General features: G+C 51.1%; 17 protein-coding genes. 1 reads left to right on the top strand and 16 read right to left on the bottom strand.

From position 1 onward, the window contains the following. Nucleotides 1-109: 109 nt before the first annotated feature. Complete coding sequence (locus ACI1P1_RS13410; protein ID WP_416216905.1) at nt 110-1,018, top strand: ArsR/SmtB family transcription factor; 909 nt, start codon at nt 110-112, stop codon at nt 1,016-1,018. Here the strand turns inward: ACI1P1_RS13410 and ACI1P1_RS13415 are convergent. The 16 genes from ACI1P1_RS13415 to ACI1P1_RS13490 form a co-directional block, all read right to left on the bottom strand. Further along, complete coding sequence (locus ACI1P1_RS13415) at nt 1,008-2,822, bottom strand: sensor histidine kinase (RefSeq protein WP_416216906.1); 1,815 nt, start codon at nt 2,820-2,822, stop codon at nt 1,008-1,010. The genes ACI1P1_RS13410 and ACI1P1_RS13415 overlap by 11 nt on opposite strands. 28 nt (nt 2,823-2,850) lie before the next feature. Then, complete coding sequence (locus ACI1P1_RS13420; protein ID WP_416216907.1) at nt 2,851-4,317, bottom strand: helix-turn-helix domain-containing protein; 1,467 nt, start codon at nt 4,315-4,317, stop codon at nt 2,851-2,853. A 124-nt stretch (nt 4,318-4,441) separates the two neighbouring features. After that, nucleotides 4,442-6,046, bottom strand: coding sequence for an extracellular solute-binding protein (locus tag ACI1P1_RS13425; protein WP_416217134.1), 1,605 nt, complete (start codon nt 6,044-6,046; stop codon nt 4,442-4,444). A 136-nt stretch (nt 6,047-6,182) separates the two neighbouring features. Continuing rightward, nucleotides 6,183-7,070 (bottom strand): carbohydrate ABC transporter permease, encoded by an 888-nt coding sequence (locus ACI1P1_RS13430; protein ID WP_416216908.1) that lies wholly within the window; start codon nt 7,068-7,070, stop codon nt 6,183-6,185. A 2-nt stretch (nt 7,071-7,072) separates the two neighbouring features. Then, on the bottom strand, nt 7,073-8,023 hold the full coding sequence (locus ACI1P1_RS13435) for an ABC transporter permease (protein WP_416216909.1): 951 nt from the start codon (nt 8,021-8,023) through the stop codon (nt 7,073-7,075). A 222-nt stretch (nt 8,024-8,245) separates the two neighbouring features. Then, nucleotides 8,246-9,103: an AraC family transcriptional regulator gene (locus tag ACI1P1_RS13440; protein ID WP_416216910.1), complete on the bottom strand. Its 858-nt coding sequence runs from the start codon at nt 9,101-9,103 to the stop codon at nt 8,246-8,248. 126 nt (nt 9,104-9,229) lie between these two features. After that, entirely contained in the window at nt 9,230-10,939 is a 1,710-nt protein-coding gene (locus ACI1P1_RS13445; RefSeq protein WP_416216911.1) for a glycoside hydrolase family protein, read from the bottom strand. A gap of 124 nt (nt 10,940-11,063) precedes the next feature. Then, a complete protein-coding gene (locus ACI1P1_RS13450; protein WP_416216912.1) occupies nt 11,064-11,771 on the bottom strand; it encodes a response regulator transcription factor in 708 nt (235 codons plus the stop codon). 1 nt (nt 11,772) lies between these two features. Beyond that, nucleotides 11,773-13,221: a sensor histidine kinase gene (locus ACI1P1_RS13455; protein ID WP_416216913.1), complete on the bottom strand. Its 1,449-nt coding sequence runs from the start codon at nt 13,219-13,221 to the stop codon at nt 11,773-11,775. Nucleotides 13,222-13,251: 30 nt separating this feature from the next. Then, the gene (locus ACI1P1_RS13460; RefSeq protein ID WP_416216914.1) at nt 13,252-14,004 is read right to left on the bottom strand and encodes an ABC transporter permease; all 753 of its coding nucleotides are present in this window, start codon (nt 14,002-14,004) and stop codon (nt 13,252-13,254) included. Then, nucleotides 13,991-14,713 (bottom strand): ABC transporter ATP-binding protein, encoded by a 723-nt coding sequence (locus ACI1P1_RS13465; RefSeq protein ID WP_416216915.1) that lies wholly within the window; start codon nt 14,711-14,713, stop codon nt 13,991-13,993. Before ACI1P1_RS13465 ends, ACI1P1_RS13460 begins: the two co-directional genes overlap by 14 nt. Before the next feature lie 81 nt (nt 14,714-14,794). Next, a complete protein-coding gene (locus ACI1P1_RS13470) occupies nt 14,795-16,048 on the bottom strand; it encodes a hypothetical protein (RefSeq protein ID WP_416216916.1) in 1,254 nt (417 codons plus the stop codon). Nucleotides 16,049-16,574: 526 nt separating this feature from the next. Then, a complete protein-coding gene (locus ACI1P1_RS13475; RefSeq protein WP_416216917.1) occupies nt 16,575-16,874 on the bottom strand; it encodes a hypothetical protein in 300 nt (99 codons plus the stop codon). Between the two features lie 17 nt (nt 16,875-16,891). Then, nucleotides 16,892-17,356: a hypothetical protein gene (locus ACI1P1_RS13480; protein ID WP_416216918.1), complete on the bottom strand. Its 465-nt coding sequence runs from the start codon at nt 17,354-17,356 to the stop codon at nt 16,892-16,894. 127 nt (nt 17,357-17,483) lie between these two features. Next, nucleotides 17,484-18,590, bottom strand: coding sequence for a HAMP domain-containing sensor histidine kinase (locus tag ACI1P1_RS13485; RefSeq protein ID WP_416216919.1), 1,107 nt, complete (start codon nt 18,588-18,590; stop codon nt 17,484-17,486). Next, nucleotides 18,574-19,266, bottom strand: a complete 693-nt coding sequence (locus ACI1P1_RS13490) for a response regulator transcription factor (RefSeq protein WP_416216920.1) — start codon at nt 19,264-19,266, stop codon at nt 18,574-18,576. Before ACI1P1_RS13490 ends, ACI1P1_RS13485 begins: the two co-directional genes overlap by 17 nt. Between the last annotated feature and the right edge of the window lie 38 nt (nt 19,267-19,304).

Here is a 19,304-nt window from a genome sequence, read left to right on the forward strand (position 1 = left end):
TAATCACTTTACAGTTAATATGATAAGCAACCTCTTCCTTTATGTCAACATCAAGTTGATTATTTAACTTTTAGGTTATATAATTGAAGGATCTAGGAGGAGTGAATGGATGAAACTGGATGTCACTACAGCCAACATGCGGGTTTTGGAGTGTTTCTCCTCGGAAACCCGGGTCCGCATAATCGAGCTATTGAATGAGAAGGCCTACAATATCGGGGAATTGGCGGAGGCCCTTGGTCTTTCCTCCGCCATCATGACCAAGCATATCCAGAAGCTGGAGGAAGCCGGACTGGTGGCCACAGAAAATTTGGTGGGCAAACGGGGCACCCAAAAACGCTGCACACTGAAGCTGGACCAACTGACCCTCATGCTTCGGACCGACAGCGGTACAGAGGAGCAGTCTAACCGCAACAGCTTCACCGTCGACCTGCCGGTTGGCCAATACAGTGCCTATGAAGTCCGCCCTACCTGCGGACTGGCATCCTCGGAGAAACGGATCGGCATGATGGATGACCCCCGTTACTTCGATGACCCGGAGCGCACCCAAGCCGAGCACCTGTGGTTTGCCAGCGGCTTCGTGGAATACCGCGTACCGAATTATCTGGTGGGAAACCAGGCTGCCACCGGCTTCACCGTTTCCCTGGAGATTTGCTCTGAGGCTCCCCGCTACAACGAAAATTGGCCGTCTGACATCACCTTCGCTGTCAACGGCCTGGAGGTTGCCACCTGGACCTGCCCTGGCGACTTCGGGAGCAGGCGGGGGCTGTATACCCCTTCTTGGTGGGTGGACACACAATATGGACTGCAAAAAACGCTATCTATTACCGAAAACGGAACATTCATCGACGGTGTCCAATTTTCCGGCATCCGGATCAGCCAGTTGAATATCCGGGCCGGACAGGAGCTGCGCCTGCGTATCTCCTGCCCGGAAACCGCCGCCCACTGCGGAGGCGTCAGCCTGTTCGGCAAGGGCTTCGGGAATTACCCCCAGGACATCCGGGTGGCCATTACGGTGTAGAGGGCAGCTGCGGCAGCCGCAAGGTTACCGTTGTCCCTTGGCCGGGCTTACTTTCGATGGCAATGCCATACCGCTCTCCGAACAAAAGCCGCAGCCTGTTATGGATATTGGACAATCCGATGCTTTTTCCGGGTTGTCCATTTTGCGCAGGTTCGGCATTCTCCATGCTCAGCTTGGCCTGAAGGGCGGCCAGCTCCTCCGTCTCCATTCCCTTCCCGGTATCGGTAATCCGAAAGCAAACATCCCCTTGCGCATCCATACTCCCGCTGACCCGGAGCTGACCGCCGGCATCCATCCGCTCCAGCCCGTGATACACGGAATTTTCTACAATCGGCTGGAGAATCATCTTGGGGGTGCTCATCTCCAGCAAAGCCTCATCCACGTGAATCTCCATGTCAAACTTGTTCTCGTACCGGATGGAGATAATGTTCATATACGCTTGGATGCAGTCCAGCTCCTCCCTGATCCGCACAAGCTCATCCTTTCGGATGCTGTACCGGAAGATCTTGGACATGCAGGAGGTAATCTGCGCAATTTCCCTGCTTCCGTATTCCAACCCGATGCTGCTGATGCAATTCAGCGTGTTATACAGGAAGTGGGGATTAATCTGGCTTTGAAGAGCAGAATACTCCGCCTGCTTCTGGCTCAGCTCGGATTCATATAACCGGGCCTGGGTGCTTACCATATCCTTCGCCATATCCTCCATTTCGTCCATCACCCGGTTAATATCGCAGGCCAATAGCCCAACCTCATTGGTAGACCGCACCTTAATGCGGAAGCCCATATCCCGCCTGCCCACCTTCTTCATATCCATGACAAGTCCCATCACCGGGCGCATCAGATTGCTCATAAAAAAGCTGCCCATCAAAATCAGGCTGAGTATAGCCCCGATCCCTACAATAATGCTGGCCTTGCGCATTGGATTCATGTCCGCAGTCAGCTCATGCACCGGGATCATACTGACAATCCTCCAGCCCTCCGCCTGCTCCAGACCTTTGACCTGCACCAAAATTTCTTCCCCGTCGATGGTGGTTTTCACACCGTTCAGCAGGATGTTCTTGTCCATGGCAAGCACATCCTGGAATAACGTGCCCCGGGCATTGGAGCTGGTGGAGGCAATCACCTCATCGCGGTTATTCAGAATGTACAGGGTGGAATTAGGTGTAAGCTCCGTATTCTCCACAAGACCCTGCATCCTCTCCATATTGACCATAACCGTGCAGAAGCCGGTAACCTGCGAGAAATAAATCCCCCCAATGGTCTCCACAATCGGCGCTATATAAAAGAACTGTTCCGATTCTGTTCTGTCGTCTTTTAGAATTGTCGTAAACATCCCTTTGTCCCGCAGCGAAGGGTCATCCTTATACATGCGGATAAAGGATTCATAGGAAGGGAGAAAAAATATATCGCCGCTGGAGGACGTCAGACTGTAAAGCCGCCTTCCCCGGATGTCGTTAATCACAATTCCGTTCACATACGAATTAAAGGATCTCATATATTCCATAAGATCCAATGCATATGGCCCGCTGTCAAACGCCCGTTTGTAATCATCATCCACAACAGAGAATTCCTGAATCAGCTTGCTGTTAACTGCAATGCTGGTGCTGACCCGGATATCATTAAACACCGAATCAATTTTGCTGCGGGTCTGATCAATCATCTGGTTCCCGTAATTGGCTGCCCGCTTCTGGGTCAACGTAGAGAAGCTATTAAAAAAATAAAGCTCCATAACCGTAAATATCACAATCGAGAAACAAAAGATAAGCCATATCTGATGCTTCAGTTTCAGCTTGCTGATTTTCATGACCCGCCGCTCCGATCTTAGGGCGTGTTTATAATCCGCTTTTTCTGAATTTGGTGGGCGTCATCCCGCAATGCTTCTTGAATACCTTATTGAAATAATAATAATCCACGTACCCGGCCTCAATGGCAATTTCCTCAATGGACAGATCCGTTTGCTTCAACAGCTCACGGGCTTTCCTGATTCGAAGCTCCGACACGTATTCGGAGAAGGTTTTGCCCAGATGTTTCTTGAACAATTGGCAGCAATACACCTGATTAATATAGAATTGGGCAGACAAGTCCTTCAGGTACAGCTTTTCCTCAAAATGGCCGTCGATATATGCAATCATCCGGTTGAAGCAAGACTGGATGTCCCCTTCTTGCAAGGAGCGGCTGTTGCCTTGCCTAATGGAGGCAAGAACGTCATGCAAAAAGCTGCACAGAGACTCAAAGTGCTCGAACCGTTCCTTAATTTCGGAATAATTCAGGAACTCCAGCTCCATGTCCTTCAATTCCTCGGAATAGGCGTTGACCAGGATTCCCATGGCCTGATTCCACAAATAAACAACTTCACCCATGCCCAGACGGTGCTCCCTGAAGTAATTCTGCAGCCCTTGTATATACTCCTCCAGGTTCTCAAACTGATTGCCCTGAATGATCCGGCTCATCTCGGCAATACAAGGCTTGACCAGATGGAGCTTCGGTTCGTAGAGAGCAGCACCTGCAGCATTCTCCAGGAACACCCGGGAGGCGGACAGGTCCGCTTCCTTAATCAGCTTGCCCATATGCTTCAGCTCGGTGGAGATGCTGCTGATGCCCATGGAGTGGATGCCCGTCTCCATAAGCGCTGCATCAGTCCACCGCCCTTCCAGGCCGGCTGTATCCTCCGCCATCCGGACCACCAGCATTTTGCGGGTTCCGGCTTCCACCACCACGGTGGTGACAGATGTTTCCCCTGAAGGCAGCAGCTTTCGGATATCCTTGGTTTCACTCCCGAAATAAACGGCTAATACCTGATAATGCCGATCGGCCGCGCCGTCCGTATGGGGCAGGAGGCGTCTGATATCGTCCTCGTCCCCCGAGGTCAGCGCATCCAGCAGAAGATGATTGCGCGCCGCCTTCAGCCGGGAGAAATGCGTAGCCAGCTTCGCAATAAACGGATCCGTCATATCCACATCCAACGGCTTCAGGAAATAATCCAGTGCACCGTAACGCAGCGCTTCCTGAGCGTATTCAAATTCCGCATACCCGCTTACAATGACAAACTCGGTGCCCAGTCCTTGTATTTTGGCCCTCTTCATCAACTCCAGACCGGATATATCCGGCATCCGGATATCCGTAAACACCAGGTCCGGTTCAGATGCTTGTATGGCGTCCCATGCTTTGTAAGCGCTTGTAAATTGCCCGGTGACTTCAAAGCCGTACTTCTCCCAATCAAACGCGTTGCGGATTCCTTTAATGGCCCACGATTCATCATCCACAATCATAACCTTGTACAAGGGTATCCCCCTTACCATATGGATTCCTCCGAATAATAGCAAACCTGTTTCGGAATAGCAAACAAACTATCTCCGGGGAGGACAGGCAAATACGGATAAACCATGTTCGAGACCAAACGATGGTTTATCCGTATCCGTTACCTTACTTCTTGCCCTTAACTTCTCTGTAGTTCTTGATGTTCTCTTCTTGAACTGCCTTGCCGCCGGCATCCATATATTCCTTCACCAGCTTATCATACAAGGTATCGAACTCCGCCGGTTTGGCCACAAGCAGCCGGTCAATCATCTGCTTGTTCATGTCGCCCAGCGTCTTGCCGTATTTGACATCCGAATCGTTGGGAACGCCATAGTAGAAGCCGGTGTAACCGTCTGTCGTATTGATTTTGTAGGAATCCACGGCAAACTTCTCATAGCTTTGATCGCCGGCAGCCAGAGTGGCGGCATACGTTCTGACGTTCTTTTCGGTGTCGCCCAGCTCGGCGCCGTTTACAACCAAAGTATAGTCCAGATTCAAATTGCTCATCTGCATATTCTCCCCGGTTTGCGTTATCCCTTGGGGAATGCCGTTCACCAGCTTATGATTGACACCTTCTTGGCCGAATTGCAGGAAGAACAGCACCTCGGGGTTGGCCATCCAATTCAGATACTTCATAGCCAAATCGGCATTTTTACTGCTCTTGGGGATGAAGGAGAACAGGCCGTTTTCATTGTACATTTCCTTCAGGTATTTCCCTTCACTGTTCTTGAAGGTATCTACCGGTACAAATTTGGCGTCAGGCGCATTTTGCTTTAGCGGATCACGGATTTTTTGGGTCAGCGGATAATCCCAGTTGGCTGCGTAGAAACCAACCTTGCCGTTTGTTACATCGGCATCGGCTTGTTTAGCCGTTTTGTCCAGGGCAAAATCCGGACTGATCAGCTTTTCATTGTACAGCTTATTCAGCCATTTGAAGGCATCCTTGTGGCCGGGCTTCAGCCAGTTGGGGGTGGTGACGAACTCCTCCTCCGACATGGGACCCCAGAAGGATTGAACCAGGTTGCCGAAGGTATAGTTCATGCCTGCTGCCGCTGTGGCCCAAGGGATGACACCGTTTACATTACCGGGGTTCTTATCGCGGAAAGCAACCAATGTTGCATACAATTCATCCTTGTTCGTCGGAACCGGCATACCCAGCTTATCCAGCCAATCCTTGCGGATAAACATGCCATTCCAGGCAATCAATGTGCGTTTGGCCGGGATGGATACTTGTTTGCCCTGGTACTTCCCGTAGGAGAGCACCTTGTCGCCCAGGTAGGACTTCAGCTGCTTGCCATGCTTTTCCATCAATTCATCCAGAGTATAAAGGCCGTTGCTCTTGGCAAAACGGGTTACCGTTGTGCCGTCATAGGTGAAGGAAATATCAGGGGCTTCGTTGGCGGCCATCAGCACATTCAGCTTGTCGACCTCCTGGGAACGGGGGACGGACACATATTTGACAATGGCGTTATTGGGCTTTCCGAATTTCTCATTGACATACTTGGTCCAGGTATTGTTGTTCAAGTCCGGCTGTCCCTGCACCCCTCTGTCGAACACCTCCACTGTCAAGGTGACAGGAGGTCCGGAAGGCGCTGCGGAAGCAGCGGTTGATGCCGCCGGAGATGCCGTGTCCCCGCTTTTTTTGTCATCGCTGCCGCAGCCTGCCGCAACACCGGCCAGAAGCGCCGTGCTAAATAGAATTGCTGTTGTTTTTTTTACGCCTGTATTCACTTTCAACCACCCTCTCCTATTGCTTGTAAGGTCATGTGTACCGTACAGCCCTTGCTTCTTGCCTTCCGCATATCCATTATCCGCCGTTCCGGGAATCACCCCCTTGTTTCGAATCTGCTTCTCCCGTTTTTCCTTATCAGCCCTTGATCGCCCCGGTCATCACCCCATCCACGAAATACTTCTGCAGCTTGGGATAAATCAGCAAAATCGGGATTGTGGTAAACATGACGCTGGCCGCCTTCAGTGACTCCGGAACAATAAACGAGCCTACGGATCCTTCGCCCCCTTGTTGACTGTCCAGCTGCTGATTGGCCGATATAATCTGGTACAGCTTCATCTGCATGGGATACAGATTTTTCTTGGTAATGTAGAATAGGGCATCCTGGAAGCCATTCCATCTGTCTACAGCGTAGAAAAGGCTTAAGGTGGCGATAGAAGGCAGCGAAAGAGGAAGCACGATTTTGATGAGAATGCCCAGATCCGAACATCCGTCAATCGCCGCCGACTCCTCCAGACTCTCCGGGAGATTGGTAAAGAAGGTTTTCAGGATGATCATATTAAACACACTCATAGCACCAGGCAGCACCAGACTCCACACCGTATTCATCATACCCAGGTTTTTGACCAGGATGTATGAAGGAATCAGACCGCCGCTGAAGTACATGGTGAACACCAATGCTGTCAAAATAAAGTTTCTTCCCATCAGCCGTTTCTTCGTCAGCGGATAGGCAGCGCAGATGGTCAGAAACATACACACCACCGTGTACAAAACCGTCAGCACGATACTGTAGCCCAGTGTATACAGCATATCCACATCCGTCAGAATGGTTTTGTAGGTTTCGGCTGTAAAGCCTACCGGCCACAAGCCAACCTTCTGGGCAATGATCGCTTCGTTGGAGCTGAAGGAAAGCGCAATCATGTACAAGAACGGCACGATGCATGTGATGGACAAAGCCACAATAAAGGCAATGATCGCAATATCCGCCACCGTCATTTTTTTCTTTTTCGCTGTTGTATTCACCATACTCACCATATCCCATCCTCGCCTAATTTTTCCGCAATAAAGTTGGCGGATACCAGCAGAATCAACCCTACCACCGATTGGAACAGCCCTACTGCCGTTGCCTGGGAGAAGTCGCCCGAGCTGATCCCCACCCGGTACACGAAGGTACTGATGACATCGGAGTATTCGCTGACCAGGGAATTGCCCATGACGAAGGGACGGTCGAAGCCGATGGAGACCATTCTGCCGATTTGGAGAATCAGTAGAATATTAATGGTCGGTTTGATGCCGGGCAGGGTAATATGCCACATTTTGCGAAGGCGGGAACAGCCGTCAATATCGGAGGCCTCATATAATTCCTTGTTGATGCCGGTTATGGCTGCCAGATAGATGATGGTCCCCCAGCCGATATTCTGCCAGACGCCGACGGAGATATAGGTCATCAGCCAGGGCAATTTCTGCGACAGGAACTCGATCTTCTCAAACCCGAAGCCCGCCAGGAAATTGTTAACCATGCCACTGTTGGAGAACATCAGGTAAACCATACCGCCAATGATTACCCAGGACAAAAAGTGGGGCAGATACAGCACCGTCTGGGTCATTTTCTTGAATTTCTCTTGTCGGACCTCATTAAGCAGCACTGCAAGCAGAATGGGGGCCGGAAAACCTGCGATCAGGTCCAGCACATTCAGAACCAGTGTATTCTTCAGCGCACGGTAGAAGCTGTCCTGGGAGAATATAAACCGGAACACATCCAGCCCCACCCATTCGCTCCCTTTAATCCCTTCGAAAATGTTGTAATCCTGGAAGGCCATCACCAGGCCGTAGATAGGCGCGTACTTGAAGATTGCAATGTACGCAATGGGCAGCAGCAATAGGACATACAACAGCGCATCTCTCTTGATATTGTGCAAAAATTTATTTTTCTGTTTTATTGCGGCGTATTCCGGGGAACTGTCTAAAACCGCTTTCATTTTCCTCATCCCTCCGACTGTTGTAAGGAGCTGTGAGGAAATTAGCATCCGCTTTTGTTGATAAAATCTCCATGGTTTTGGGAGTTTTGTCAACAAATTAGCGGTACTTTATTTCGTCGCAGTCTCCAAGGAGCTCTCTCATGTGTTTTATTATAGCCGCCGGAGGAAACAAGAAAAATGTACTCCCTTAAATCAATTTTGTACTAACTTAAAAAGGTCATTCTACATAAATCGTTTCCTGAATTCCTTGGGGGAGCATTGATTGTATTTATGAAACATCTTGTAAAAGTTCGTCATATTCGGTATCCCTACCAAGGAGGCCGTTTCCAAAACGGAGATATCCCGGGTCAATAAAAGCAGCTCCGCATGGGCAATTTTTTTGGAATTGACGTATTCGATAAACGTTTTGCCCATGACCTTCTTGAAGTATTTGCCAAAATAAAAGTAGTCCAGATTCATGATTTTGGCCGCTTCCTTCATGTCTACCCGATCAAGCAGGTGTTTGTCGATATAGTCCAATACAGGCACCAGCTTGGCCAGCTCCCTGTCCGGATTGACGTCTAAGAGAGAGCTGTCGTCATTGCGCAGAAGAGCCAGGATAATCCGGTAGATCAGGCTGTGAATGGCGATTTCATGTCCTTTTTGCCTGTTGGTATACTCTGTGGCAATTTCACGAATAGAAGCGAACACCTGCGCTTTAACATCGGGATGCTTGTCAAAAATGGAGTTGAGCTTGCTGTACAACCGCCCCGCCTCCGTAAAATGCTTCATGTACGGAATCATATCCTGGCCGAGAAACTTGAATATATCGAACTGCAGCACAATATACTCCATCACACCCGCCTCCTTAAAAGAATGATGAGGCTCGAAGGAGCCGATAATCGCCACATCCCCGCCGGACAGCCGGAGCACCTTGTCCTTGGTGTACATGCTGAACTCCCCTTGGACAACAGCGATCAGCTCAAGCTCGTTATGGTAATGCCACTTGCCCACTACCCGCTCATTCCGGAATTGATGCAGAACCCGGACAGGCTGTAGGGGATTCTCATATACAATCCGTTCGCTCATGTGATTGGCCATTATATTCTCCCGTCATTTCCCTCGATTGGATTACACTTCGCCTCTATTATAACAATGAACCGGCACAATAAAACCGCAGCCTGCAAAATGCATTTGCAAGACTGCGGCCTCCGTTGGGCTAAGCCATTATTTTTTCTGTGCCTGCTGGGTAGGACCATAATTGGCTGCTCCGCTGAATTGGACATTCTCCGCGGACGGAACATACTTCGGAATACGCAGATCCCGTTGGTACAGCCGCAGATGCTCTCCGCGCGGGAGAATATCGATGACATCGCAGCCTCTCCAGGATACCGAATACTCCTCCCCCCGAACCGTTTCCTTCACTACCGCCGTCTCCAAGGGATGCTCCAGCTCCACCACATCCCCTGCCGCTACATGGCGGAATACCACCAGATTGCCTTCCCTGTCAGGTGTACAGCCCTTCCCATTCATCCTACCGTGCAGTTCCCCGCCCATCCAGCCGTAAAGACGAATGGCAACGTGGCAATGCCGTTTAGGCGTTACGGTGATGCGGCCTGTATTGGGGTAATCCATCCGTACTGTGGCTTCCTCCGTGTCCTTGTCCACCGGGATCTGCACAACAACGGTTCCCTCCTGGAATTCTACTGCACGGGTCCAGACAATTTCCAGAGCAACCGGAGCCATGCCGACGCAGCAGCCTGCAATGGAACGGAATTTGGATAAGGAGATGGAATTGACCAGGGAACCGCCTGTGAAGCCGCCGATCATTCTTTTGTCAATATCTCTGTAGGTCAAACCGTCGCTGTCCGGGAGGGTGTTGTCCGTCACTACATAGGAGGATACCTTCACCTGGTTTTCCACCAGCTGGTTGCGGGCGAACAGGGCCATATCCGTCCAATATTCCTCGTAACCCGCGAGAATCAGCTCATTGGCGCACTCAATCATATCCTTGATGCAGCAGGTTTCACAGTGCTCCTCATGGTGGGGATGCCATTGGGCATATTCGGGCACCCAGCCGAAGGAGGAGGACAAGGACCGGATGTAATCGTAAATGCCTTTGCCTGTCTTGATATAACGGAGGTTGCCCGTTACCCGGCCAAGCCGGACCAGCCCGGATGCTACCCAGCCTGCCGAATGGACATGGCCGAAGAACTCCATTTTGTAATTAAAATAACGGGACGGCCCTAAGAGGTGATTAGCCAAGCCGGTAGCCAAATCAAGGGCAACCTCATCATGGGCAATCTCATACCTCCGCACCAGGGAATGGAGCATGATGGCATTGCGGATCGCATGCTCACCCCGGCCGGTATGCCGGGTCAGATCGAAGCCGCCGTCCTTGAGATACACGTCGTTGGGAAATTCATAGATGGGCTCCTTCTCCGCGAAGTCGCCTGACCAGAAGGTTCTGACCTTCCGTTCGATAACCAAGGAGCGCATTCCCCGGACCAGCTCCGAGGCTCTTGTTTCCGCCTCCGCATCTCCGGGATTTTTCTCCACCATCCGGTTCAGCGCGGGCAGGATATAGCCCATCTCATGGAAGGAGCTGTGATTGGTATGGGTCCATGGATACGGCTCATGGAAACGCAGCCCGTGTTCCCCCCAGGACTTCATCACATGTCTGCGGAAGGACTCTTGAACGGCGGCGCCTTCCTCCGTACCCAGCATGCTGCGGACAGCGTCAATGGCTTCATACCAGGAGCCCACCAGCTCCGCATCATCCACCCGGCAGTGAGCCGCCTCGGCTGGTTTTTTATGAGGCAGGATCAGCCAATACGGCAGGTTGTCGATTTTTTCGTCCACCATGGACGTCAAATAACCCAGCACCAGCCGGGCGTTGTGCAGCGGTTCAAATTTCTCATATGTTTGATTGGACATATTCCATACCTCCAGCTGTATCACCGATTTTGTTCTCCCCTAAGGGACCTGTATCGATCATACCGCTGGCGGCCTATGGAATGAAATCAAGCTTTTGGTCTGGTTTATACACTTTTTGGTGTTTTTAGGCCAGGAACTTGTAGCCGGAGCCCCATACGGTTCCGATGTATTGGGGCTTCGACGGATTCTCCTCTATCTTCTCCCGGATCCGGGCGATATGGACCGTTACAGTAGAGATATCTCCCGTGGCATCAAAGCCCCATATCCGTTCAAACAATTCCTCCTTGCTGAATACCCGGCCCGGATGCTGGAACAAAAACAGGAGCAGGTCGAACTCCTTTTGGGGGAGAAGCACCTCCTGTCCGTTTAACAGCACCTGTCGGGCCTCCTTCTCAATCTCCAGCCCCCGGACCTGCAGACTCCGTTTCTTGGGACCGTTGCCGAACCTTTCCTTCATCCGTTCGAATTTCTGGATATGGGCCTTCACCCGGGCGACCAGCTCGCCGGAGCTGAAGGGTTTGGTGATATAGTCGTCCGCGCCAAGGCCCAAACCTTTGATCTTGTACAGCTCCTCTCCCCTGGCAGATACCAGAAGGACAGGAAGCAGCTCCTGCCCGCGGATGGTTTTGAGCACCTCAAAGCCATCCATTCCCGGCAGCATAATATCCAGAATTACCAGATCATAATCCGTCTTCTCCATAGCCTTAAGCCCCTCGGGACCACTGGCGGCAACGGTTACCGCATATCCGGAAATCTCCAGATAATCTTTCTGCAGAAGGGCAATGCTTTGGTCGTCTTCAATGATCAGGATGTTCTTCGTTACAGTATCCATGTTAGCCTCCATGGGATAAGCTTTTCTTGAGGGAGATGATCATCCTGGTGCCTTGCCCCGGCTCGCTCCGGGCCCACAGGCTTCCTTCATGTCCCTCTACGATTTGTTTGGCAATGGCCAAGCCGAGGCCACTGCCGCTGGCGTTCTTGCGCGCCGCATCAACCCTGTAGAACCGGTCGAACACATAAGGCAAATCTGTTTCCGGTATTCCCCTGCCGTTATCCTGTATCTCGATCAGGGCCGAGCCCCGGGTTTCTCTAAGAATCACCGCCACCTGTCCCTGCGGCTTATCCATATATTTTAACGCGTTGTCTAGAATATTCTGGACCACTCTTTTGAATCTCTCTCTGTCTATGCGGACCGTCACCGGCTTCTCCAGCTCCATCGACAGCTCCAGGCTCACTCCGGCCTGCTGGAACTCATACTGGTTGTCAGTAATGCAATCCTCGAAGTAGCGGAAGAGATCCGTCTCTTCAAAATGATAAGGCAGCTGGTTCAGATCCAGCGACGAGTACAAAAGCAGATCATCCATCAGCGTATTGACCAGCTCTGCCTTGGAGCGGGCGGTTTCCAGATACTCCTGCATTTTCTCCGGCGTCCGGGCCACTCCGTCCATAATACCTTCAATATAACCCTTAATGGAGGTTACCGGCGTCTTGAGATCATGGGAGATGCTTGAAACCAGAAATTTGCGGTTCTCGTCATATTTCTGCTGCATATAAACGGATTCCTTCAGCCGGATCCGCATAATCTCCAGGGTTCTCCCCAATTCCCGGACCTCATCCTCTCCCTCCTCGGCTATGCCGCCATCCAGGTCACCCTCACTGATCTTCGCCGCGGCGTCCTTCAACCGGGAAACCGGGCGGATAATCGCCTTGGAGAAGCGGTGGGAAACCCAAGCGTTCAGAAGCAGCAGACTCAGGATAAATACAGCAGCCGCCAACAGCCCCAGCGTTTTGTAGAAGCCGGTGTTCAGTTGTACCGGAGACAGCAGCACCAGAGCCCCCTTCGCCCCGGATGGCAGGGAATAGGGGAGCCGCTCATAAAAATAGGTCTTCCGCTCCAACTGGAAGGTCTCCTGATCCATGGTGTTTTCCGCCAGATGCTGCAGCTTGGCCACATCCATGGAATTCAGGGTCATGGTGGCAAAAACCGTCTCCCCGTTGCGGAGGAGCACGGCTTCGCTGCCGGCGGCCCGCACCCGGAGGGTCAGCTGCTGCTTGAAGGCAGGATTGGACAGCTGCTCGAAGGTATACGTCTGCATTTCACTTTTGATCTCGTTCAGAGCATACTTTACCTCATAGGCCTTATATACACCATCCAGGTACGTTTCCTGGCCAAGAACCTTGGTGTAGAAGGCAATAAACACGATAGCCGCCAGAAGCGTCATTCCTACTGCGCCCAGGACCGTCAACAGATTCAGCACATAGAAACGTCTGGTCAAATTCATGGCGAATCCATTAGGGTGTGCATATAAGCCCTAAATCTCCTTCCTGTCGAACAGATAAAAGCCTGCGGTAAACAGCATTATACCACATCCTGACAGAATGAGAGTCTGACGCAGGATTTTGGCCCAATTCAGGGTATCTGAAATCCACAGGGTATACCAATCGAACATAGAGGTGATAAAGAAGCTGGAATAAACCGAAAAGAATGCGCCTAACACCCACAGCACGACGAAGGCCAAAACCGACAGGAAGAACACCGCCAGTCCGCCGCGGAGCACATTGCCCAGACAAACGACAAGAAGAGCGAAAACAAATATCGGCAAAAATGTTGCCCCGTAGGACAAAAACACTCTCCAGATGCCTATAATGCTGATGGAGGTCATGTTGAACATGATCCCGGTCAAAAGGGAGAGAACCATCACCAGCGCCAGATTGGCGGCGATGAATATGGCCAAGTTGGCAACCTTTGCGCTGAATACACTGAACCGGGAGACCGGGCGCAGCAGTGTCAGCTTCATGGTATTGGCGGAAAATTCACCATTAAACATGTCAATTGCCACGAAGGTAGCAAACAGCGGCAGGATGGTGTAGGTAATGAGGGACAGGACCACCAGCGGAAATTCAGTGCTGCCTACCACCCGGAGGCCTAATCCGTGTTTGATGGTAGTGACGGCCAATTGGCCCGTTAATACGGCGATTACGGAAAAGATAACGGCAGCCAGGATTTTTTTCTTTTTGACCAGCTTAACCAGTTCGTTCTGTAGGGTTGCCTTAAACCCGTCCATTGCGTTCCACCTCACTGACGAAGTAATTCTCCAAGGATGAATAATCGGACAATATCTTATCGGTGTACTCCACATGAACCAGCTTCCCGTTGTACACCACGCCGATCCGGTTGCAGGTCAGCTCCACATCATGGATCAGATGGCTGGAGATCAGGAACGTGGTTCCCTCCTCAGCCAGATGCTTGATCAGCTTCCGCATAGCCAGCATGCCTTCCACATCCAGGCCGTTCAGAGGTTCATCCATAATCAGAAGCTTCGGCCGGGACAAAATCGCTGCTGCCACTCCCAGACGCTGCTTCATGCCAAGGGAGAATTTCCCCGCCTTCTCATGCTTGTACTTGATGAGTCCCGTCCATTCCAGACATTCATCAATTCTGGCTTGGTCCACCTCCGGATAATACCGGGCAAATTGCTTCAAGTTATCGTTGGCCGTGAGGTAAGGGAACGACTCCGCTGTTTCGATAATACAGCCCACATGCTTCATGGCCTGCACCATATTCTCCTGCACATCCGCTCCAAAAAGTCTTACTCCTCCCCGGTCCGGTTTGATCAGACCTGTGATGAGCTTCATGGCTGTGGTTTTACCTGCCCCATTGGGCCCGAGCAATCCGAAGATATCCCCTTGATGCACGGTCAGGTCCATATCCCGGATCCCCCGGCCATTCTTGTACATTTTTGTTAATCCGGTGATTTCCATAACAGCTTGCATATGCGGCACTCTCTCCTCCATAAGCATAATCAGGAAGCTGCCGCAGCAGCTTCCTTTTTTTCGGATTCCCGCAGGAACCCCTTATTCGAATACGCGGTTAAACTCTGCACCGAAGTTGTCCATACGCTTGGCCACGGAAACCGGCAGCTCTTGGGTATGCATAAATACATTGCCCATGCCGTTCGGGAACAGCTGGAAGGAGCCTTTTTCCCCGGCTGATGTGGTAAAGATGTAGGCAGGACCTCTATCCGACTCCGATTTATCATTAAACGTAAATACCAGCGGTTCGCCAATTTCTTTTTCAAATTCCGGTTTCACCGTTTCGGTATATGTGCCGGTAACGCGTCCTTGTCCCACACTGGTAATCTCCAGCACACGCTCTCCTGCTTTCACGAACTGACCGTTCTTCTCAATAACAATATCATTCTTATATTTGCCCACATATTTGCTGCTCAAGCCATTGTCCCCTTGTTCGGCCTTGGTTACATTGGCGTTCGTCAGATCGGGCATCACAATTTTGGTATCGCCCACAGCTGTCATTCTCGCCGTTACCCCAACGGACAGATCATGAACATTGCCGTCTTTATCCTTGCCCGAAAGCACGATTTCCCCGGTTATGTTCTCAAGCATCCCGTCCTTCTGCTGCGAAGCCAATCCGGTAACCTTCTTTACATAAATGTCGCTTTCAATCTGCGGAATATTCATCTCCCGGTTGGAGCGGCTTTCATCCACCAGAATCTTTTTGAAGCCGAAGGAAGCAATCGCGTTCACCAAGGCGGGCACTTGAGCCTCCGACAAGCTGGCCGAGTAGGTTTTGCCGCCGTCCGTCCCGTTTTCCGCTTGGACATAATCCTTCAGATTGCCCACGATGGCATCGAATACCTTCTCGAGCTCGGCTGCTCCCTGCTCCTTGAAGGGGTCCCGGAACGCCCGGTCCCTGCTGGGAAGAGGCTGTGAATATTCGGTAACATTGTAAGTATCGTCGAAGCTTCCTTTCCATATCGAGCGGTTCGGATCCTGATAGGAATAATTCTGGGTGGGCTCTGCCTTGCCGTATTGAGTAACCGAGGTATTCTCTGTGGCTTTCGTCGCGCTGTCGTACTTGGTCCGCTGGGAAACCTCCATAAAGGTCTCTCCGTTATTCTTCATGGTGTACATCGCTTCCATGGTGTAATTGCCAAGCCCCGTTTCCATCTGGGAAGCGGTGGTTTTGATGGAGCTCTTCAACTGGTCGTAGCCGGACCCGATCAGGGCGTCGGCGAAGGCCGTGGAGATGAACAGAGTGGCGCCCAGGGTAAAGGACAGAGCCGTTACCGTCTTTTTGTTAAGCTTCATAGTGAGTCTCCTTTGCTTTAGGTAAATAGTGGGGAAACGTTTCCTTACGATTTATTGTATCGGAGAGGTATTGCCTCCTTCTAAATGAAGTATTAACAAAGTATTAATTATGGCGGCGCAACTCCTTACGTCTCGTGCGTCTATTGACGCGTAACGAATCTGTGACACGCTATCCTGAAATACCATTGGTCCCTGCCAAAGGCCGGATGATGGTATGGAAGCCTCGAAATTGGCGAAGCCGATTTGAGGGCTTGACCATAGTCTAGCGTAACGAATCTGTGACACGCTATTTCGCGAAAAACAGGCATGTTAAAAATCTAACGAATCTGTAACACGCTATTCGCCAGTATCAAGGCATTTCGGCGCCAATTCGGACAAATAGTGTGGCTCAGATTCGTTAGATTTAGTAAATGCCCATATCCGGTCAAATAGCGTGGCTCAGGTTCGTTAGAACTTGTCCACCATGGGCGGGAACCGGAATGAATATTTGGACATCACTCCTTTGCCGCGGGTAGGCAACACCAATTTAGACTATTATTTTTTCATCCTCCGGCTTCCGCGGTTTGATCAATTGCTTTAGCCTGATATCCTCAAGCCACTTTTTGCCCCCGTCCCAAAACATTAATACAATCCCCAACACGCATAATCCCAGCGAAACCGCAATTTCCATTTTGCCCCCGATGTCTTCCAGTGCCGTTCCGTACCTTCCCGGAGGTGTAGACCATCCGGTCAGTTCCTTCATATAAAGGACAGCTGCAATCCGGATTCCCGTATACAAGAGGATGCCGGAAATAAACAAAAACCCGCCGATTATTATTTTCTTCATTTAATTACACCCCCGGTTCATTGCTTGTTGAGCAAGTAAAAGGTCTCTGTTTTACCCTGCCATTCCACTGTAACCTCGATTTTAGAATCTTTCCTTTCAAAGGCGCCATTGCCTCCACCGGCAGACCGGCTTATGACCTCCTTGCTCTTAGGTGGTGCGCTGAACTCCTCCGTACCGCTTCCTCCATTGGCAGTGCCTTTATAGGAGTAGGTTATTTTATAAAGCCCCGATAGTTCGGCAAGTTCACGGTTATACAGAAGCTTGAAATGCCCGGAGGGGTTCGAGCTGTATTCCGTTTTGTTATTTTTCTCTTGGAAGGTTTCTGTAGCCGTAACCTCATATTCAGCCGACCAATATTCGCCCGAGCCCGTAAAAACATAATGATGGTTGATGGTTTCTTTCCCTTGAAGAGCTATGTATATTCCTGCGACTGCAATTAGCCCAAGTATGGACACTCCGGCAAGCCATATTTTCATCTTCATAGTCTACCTCCTCCCTGTGTTCTTCAGACAATAAAACCCACCTCCGGCCTCTAAGCTTCTGGTGGGTTTTCCTTCTCGTGTTGTTATTCCGGTATGGTGCTCCCATTATTCTACCATAAAACCTTGCTCAGGAGATGCCCATTACCGGCAAACGTACCTCAAACACCGTGCGGGCGGCATCGCTTTGTGCAGAAATCACACCATGATGCCGTTCCACAATGTTCTTGGCAATGAACAGCCCCAATCCCGTGCCTCCGTCCTGGTTAGTTCTCGCCCGGTCTCCAGTGAAGAACATATCAAAAAGATGGGGAAGCTCCTCTGCCGGAATGCTGTCCCCGTAATTAACAACCTGCACTACTGCCTCCTGCTCCACAAGCCTGCCGTACACGTCCACATATTGACCATCCATCCCATGCCGTACCGCATTGTTCAGCAGATTTTCGAATACCCGGGCCAGCAGGTCACCATCTCCCTGCACCGTCAGCCGCTCCGAAATATGAAGGCGGGATACCAGATTATGCTTTTCCAAAACAGGATACAGCTCCTCGCTTAATTGAACCAGCAGCTCGCCCAAATCAACAGCCTGCTGCTGGATCGGCAGCTTCCCGTAATTCAGCCGGGTGATCTCGAACAATTGGTCGATCAGCTTCTCCAGCTTCAACGATTTCGTATGGGCAATCCCCGTGAAGTGCTTCACCTGTTCGGCACTGAGCTCTTCATCCTTCAGAAGAATATCCAGATAACCAATCACCGAGGTCAGCGGCGTCCGCAAATCATGGGCCAAATTCAGCACCAGCTGCTCCTTGCTGTTCTCGGCGAAATCTCCGCGGTCAAGAGCATCCTGCAAATTGGCTCCCGCTTGATTGATATCTCGGGCGATATCGCCAAACTCATCTCCGTCCGGAATCTCCACCCGGTTATAAAACCTGCCCTCGGCCAGTTGGCGGATGCCTTGGGAAATCTCGCGGAAATAGACGGGATACGGCTTGGTCAAAATCAGGAAGAAGATCACCGCCAAGGGGATAAACACAATCAGAAAAAAATTAATGTCCCCAATGTCCCGGATGAAGGTCCGAAGCTGATACAGCGGGCTTTCGCGGCGGACCGTATGGTAATAGAATTGGAGGACCTTGTACAGCAAGAAGGTGCATCCGCCGGAATACAGCATGCTCAGCCCGAACAGCCAAATCATTCTGTAGCGGAAGCTGCGGATGAATCTACTCTTGAAATGCATAGCCTACACCCCAGACTGTTTTAATCAGCTTATTCTTATGCAAATCCTCCCCGAGCTTCTTGCGCAGCGTGCGGATATGCACACTTACCGTGTTGCTTCCTTCAAAATAAGCCTCTCCCCACACCTGCCGGAAAATATGCTCCGAGCTGAAAACCTTCTTTGGGTGGGAAGCCAGCATGAGCAGGATGTCAAACTCCTTGGGCGTCAGCTCAATAAGCTTGCCGTACAGGTAGACCGTCCGTTCCTCAGGGTAAATAACCAATCCGCCAGCTTCCAGCACGGACTTGGAGGGGGCAGGCGAGGCAAACTGCATGATGCGCCTTAACTGCGCGTTCACCCGGGCAACCAGCTCCATCGGGTTAAACGGCTTGGTCACATAATCATCCGCCCCCTGCACCAAACCTGTAATCTTATCCAAATCCGAGGTTTTGGCGCTTAAAAAGATTATCGGCAGATGATGCTGCTCCCGGATCCGCCGGGTTGCTTCGTACCCGTCCATCACGGGCATCATGATATCCAGAATGGCCAGATTCACCGGGTTTGTCTGCACCGCATGCACCGCCTCCAGTCCGTTGGCCGCTTTTATACAGCGGTAGCCCTCCTTGGCCAGGTGCAATTCGATCAAATCGGCAATTTCCGGTTCATCCTCAGCAATCAGAATGGTAACGGGCTTCATGTGTTCCTCCATACTAGTGAAAGTCATACTAGCATTGT

The sequence above is a fragment of the Paenibacillus mesotrionivorans genome, assembly GCF_046098205.1.
GTDB lineage: Bacteria > Bacillota > Bacilli > Paenibacillales > NBRC-103111 > Paenibacillus_AR > Paenibacillus_AR mesotrionivorans.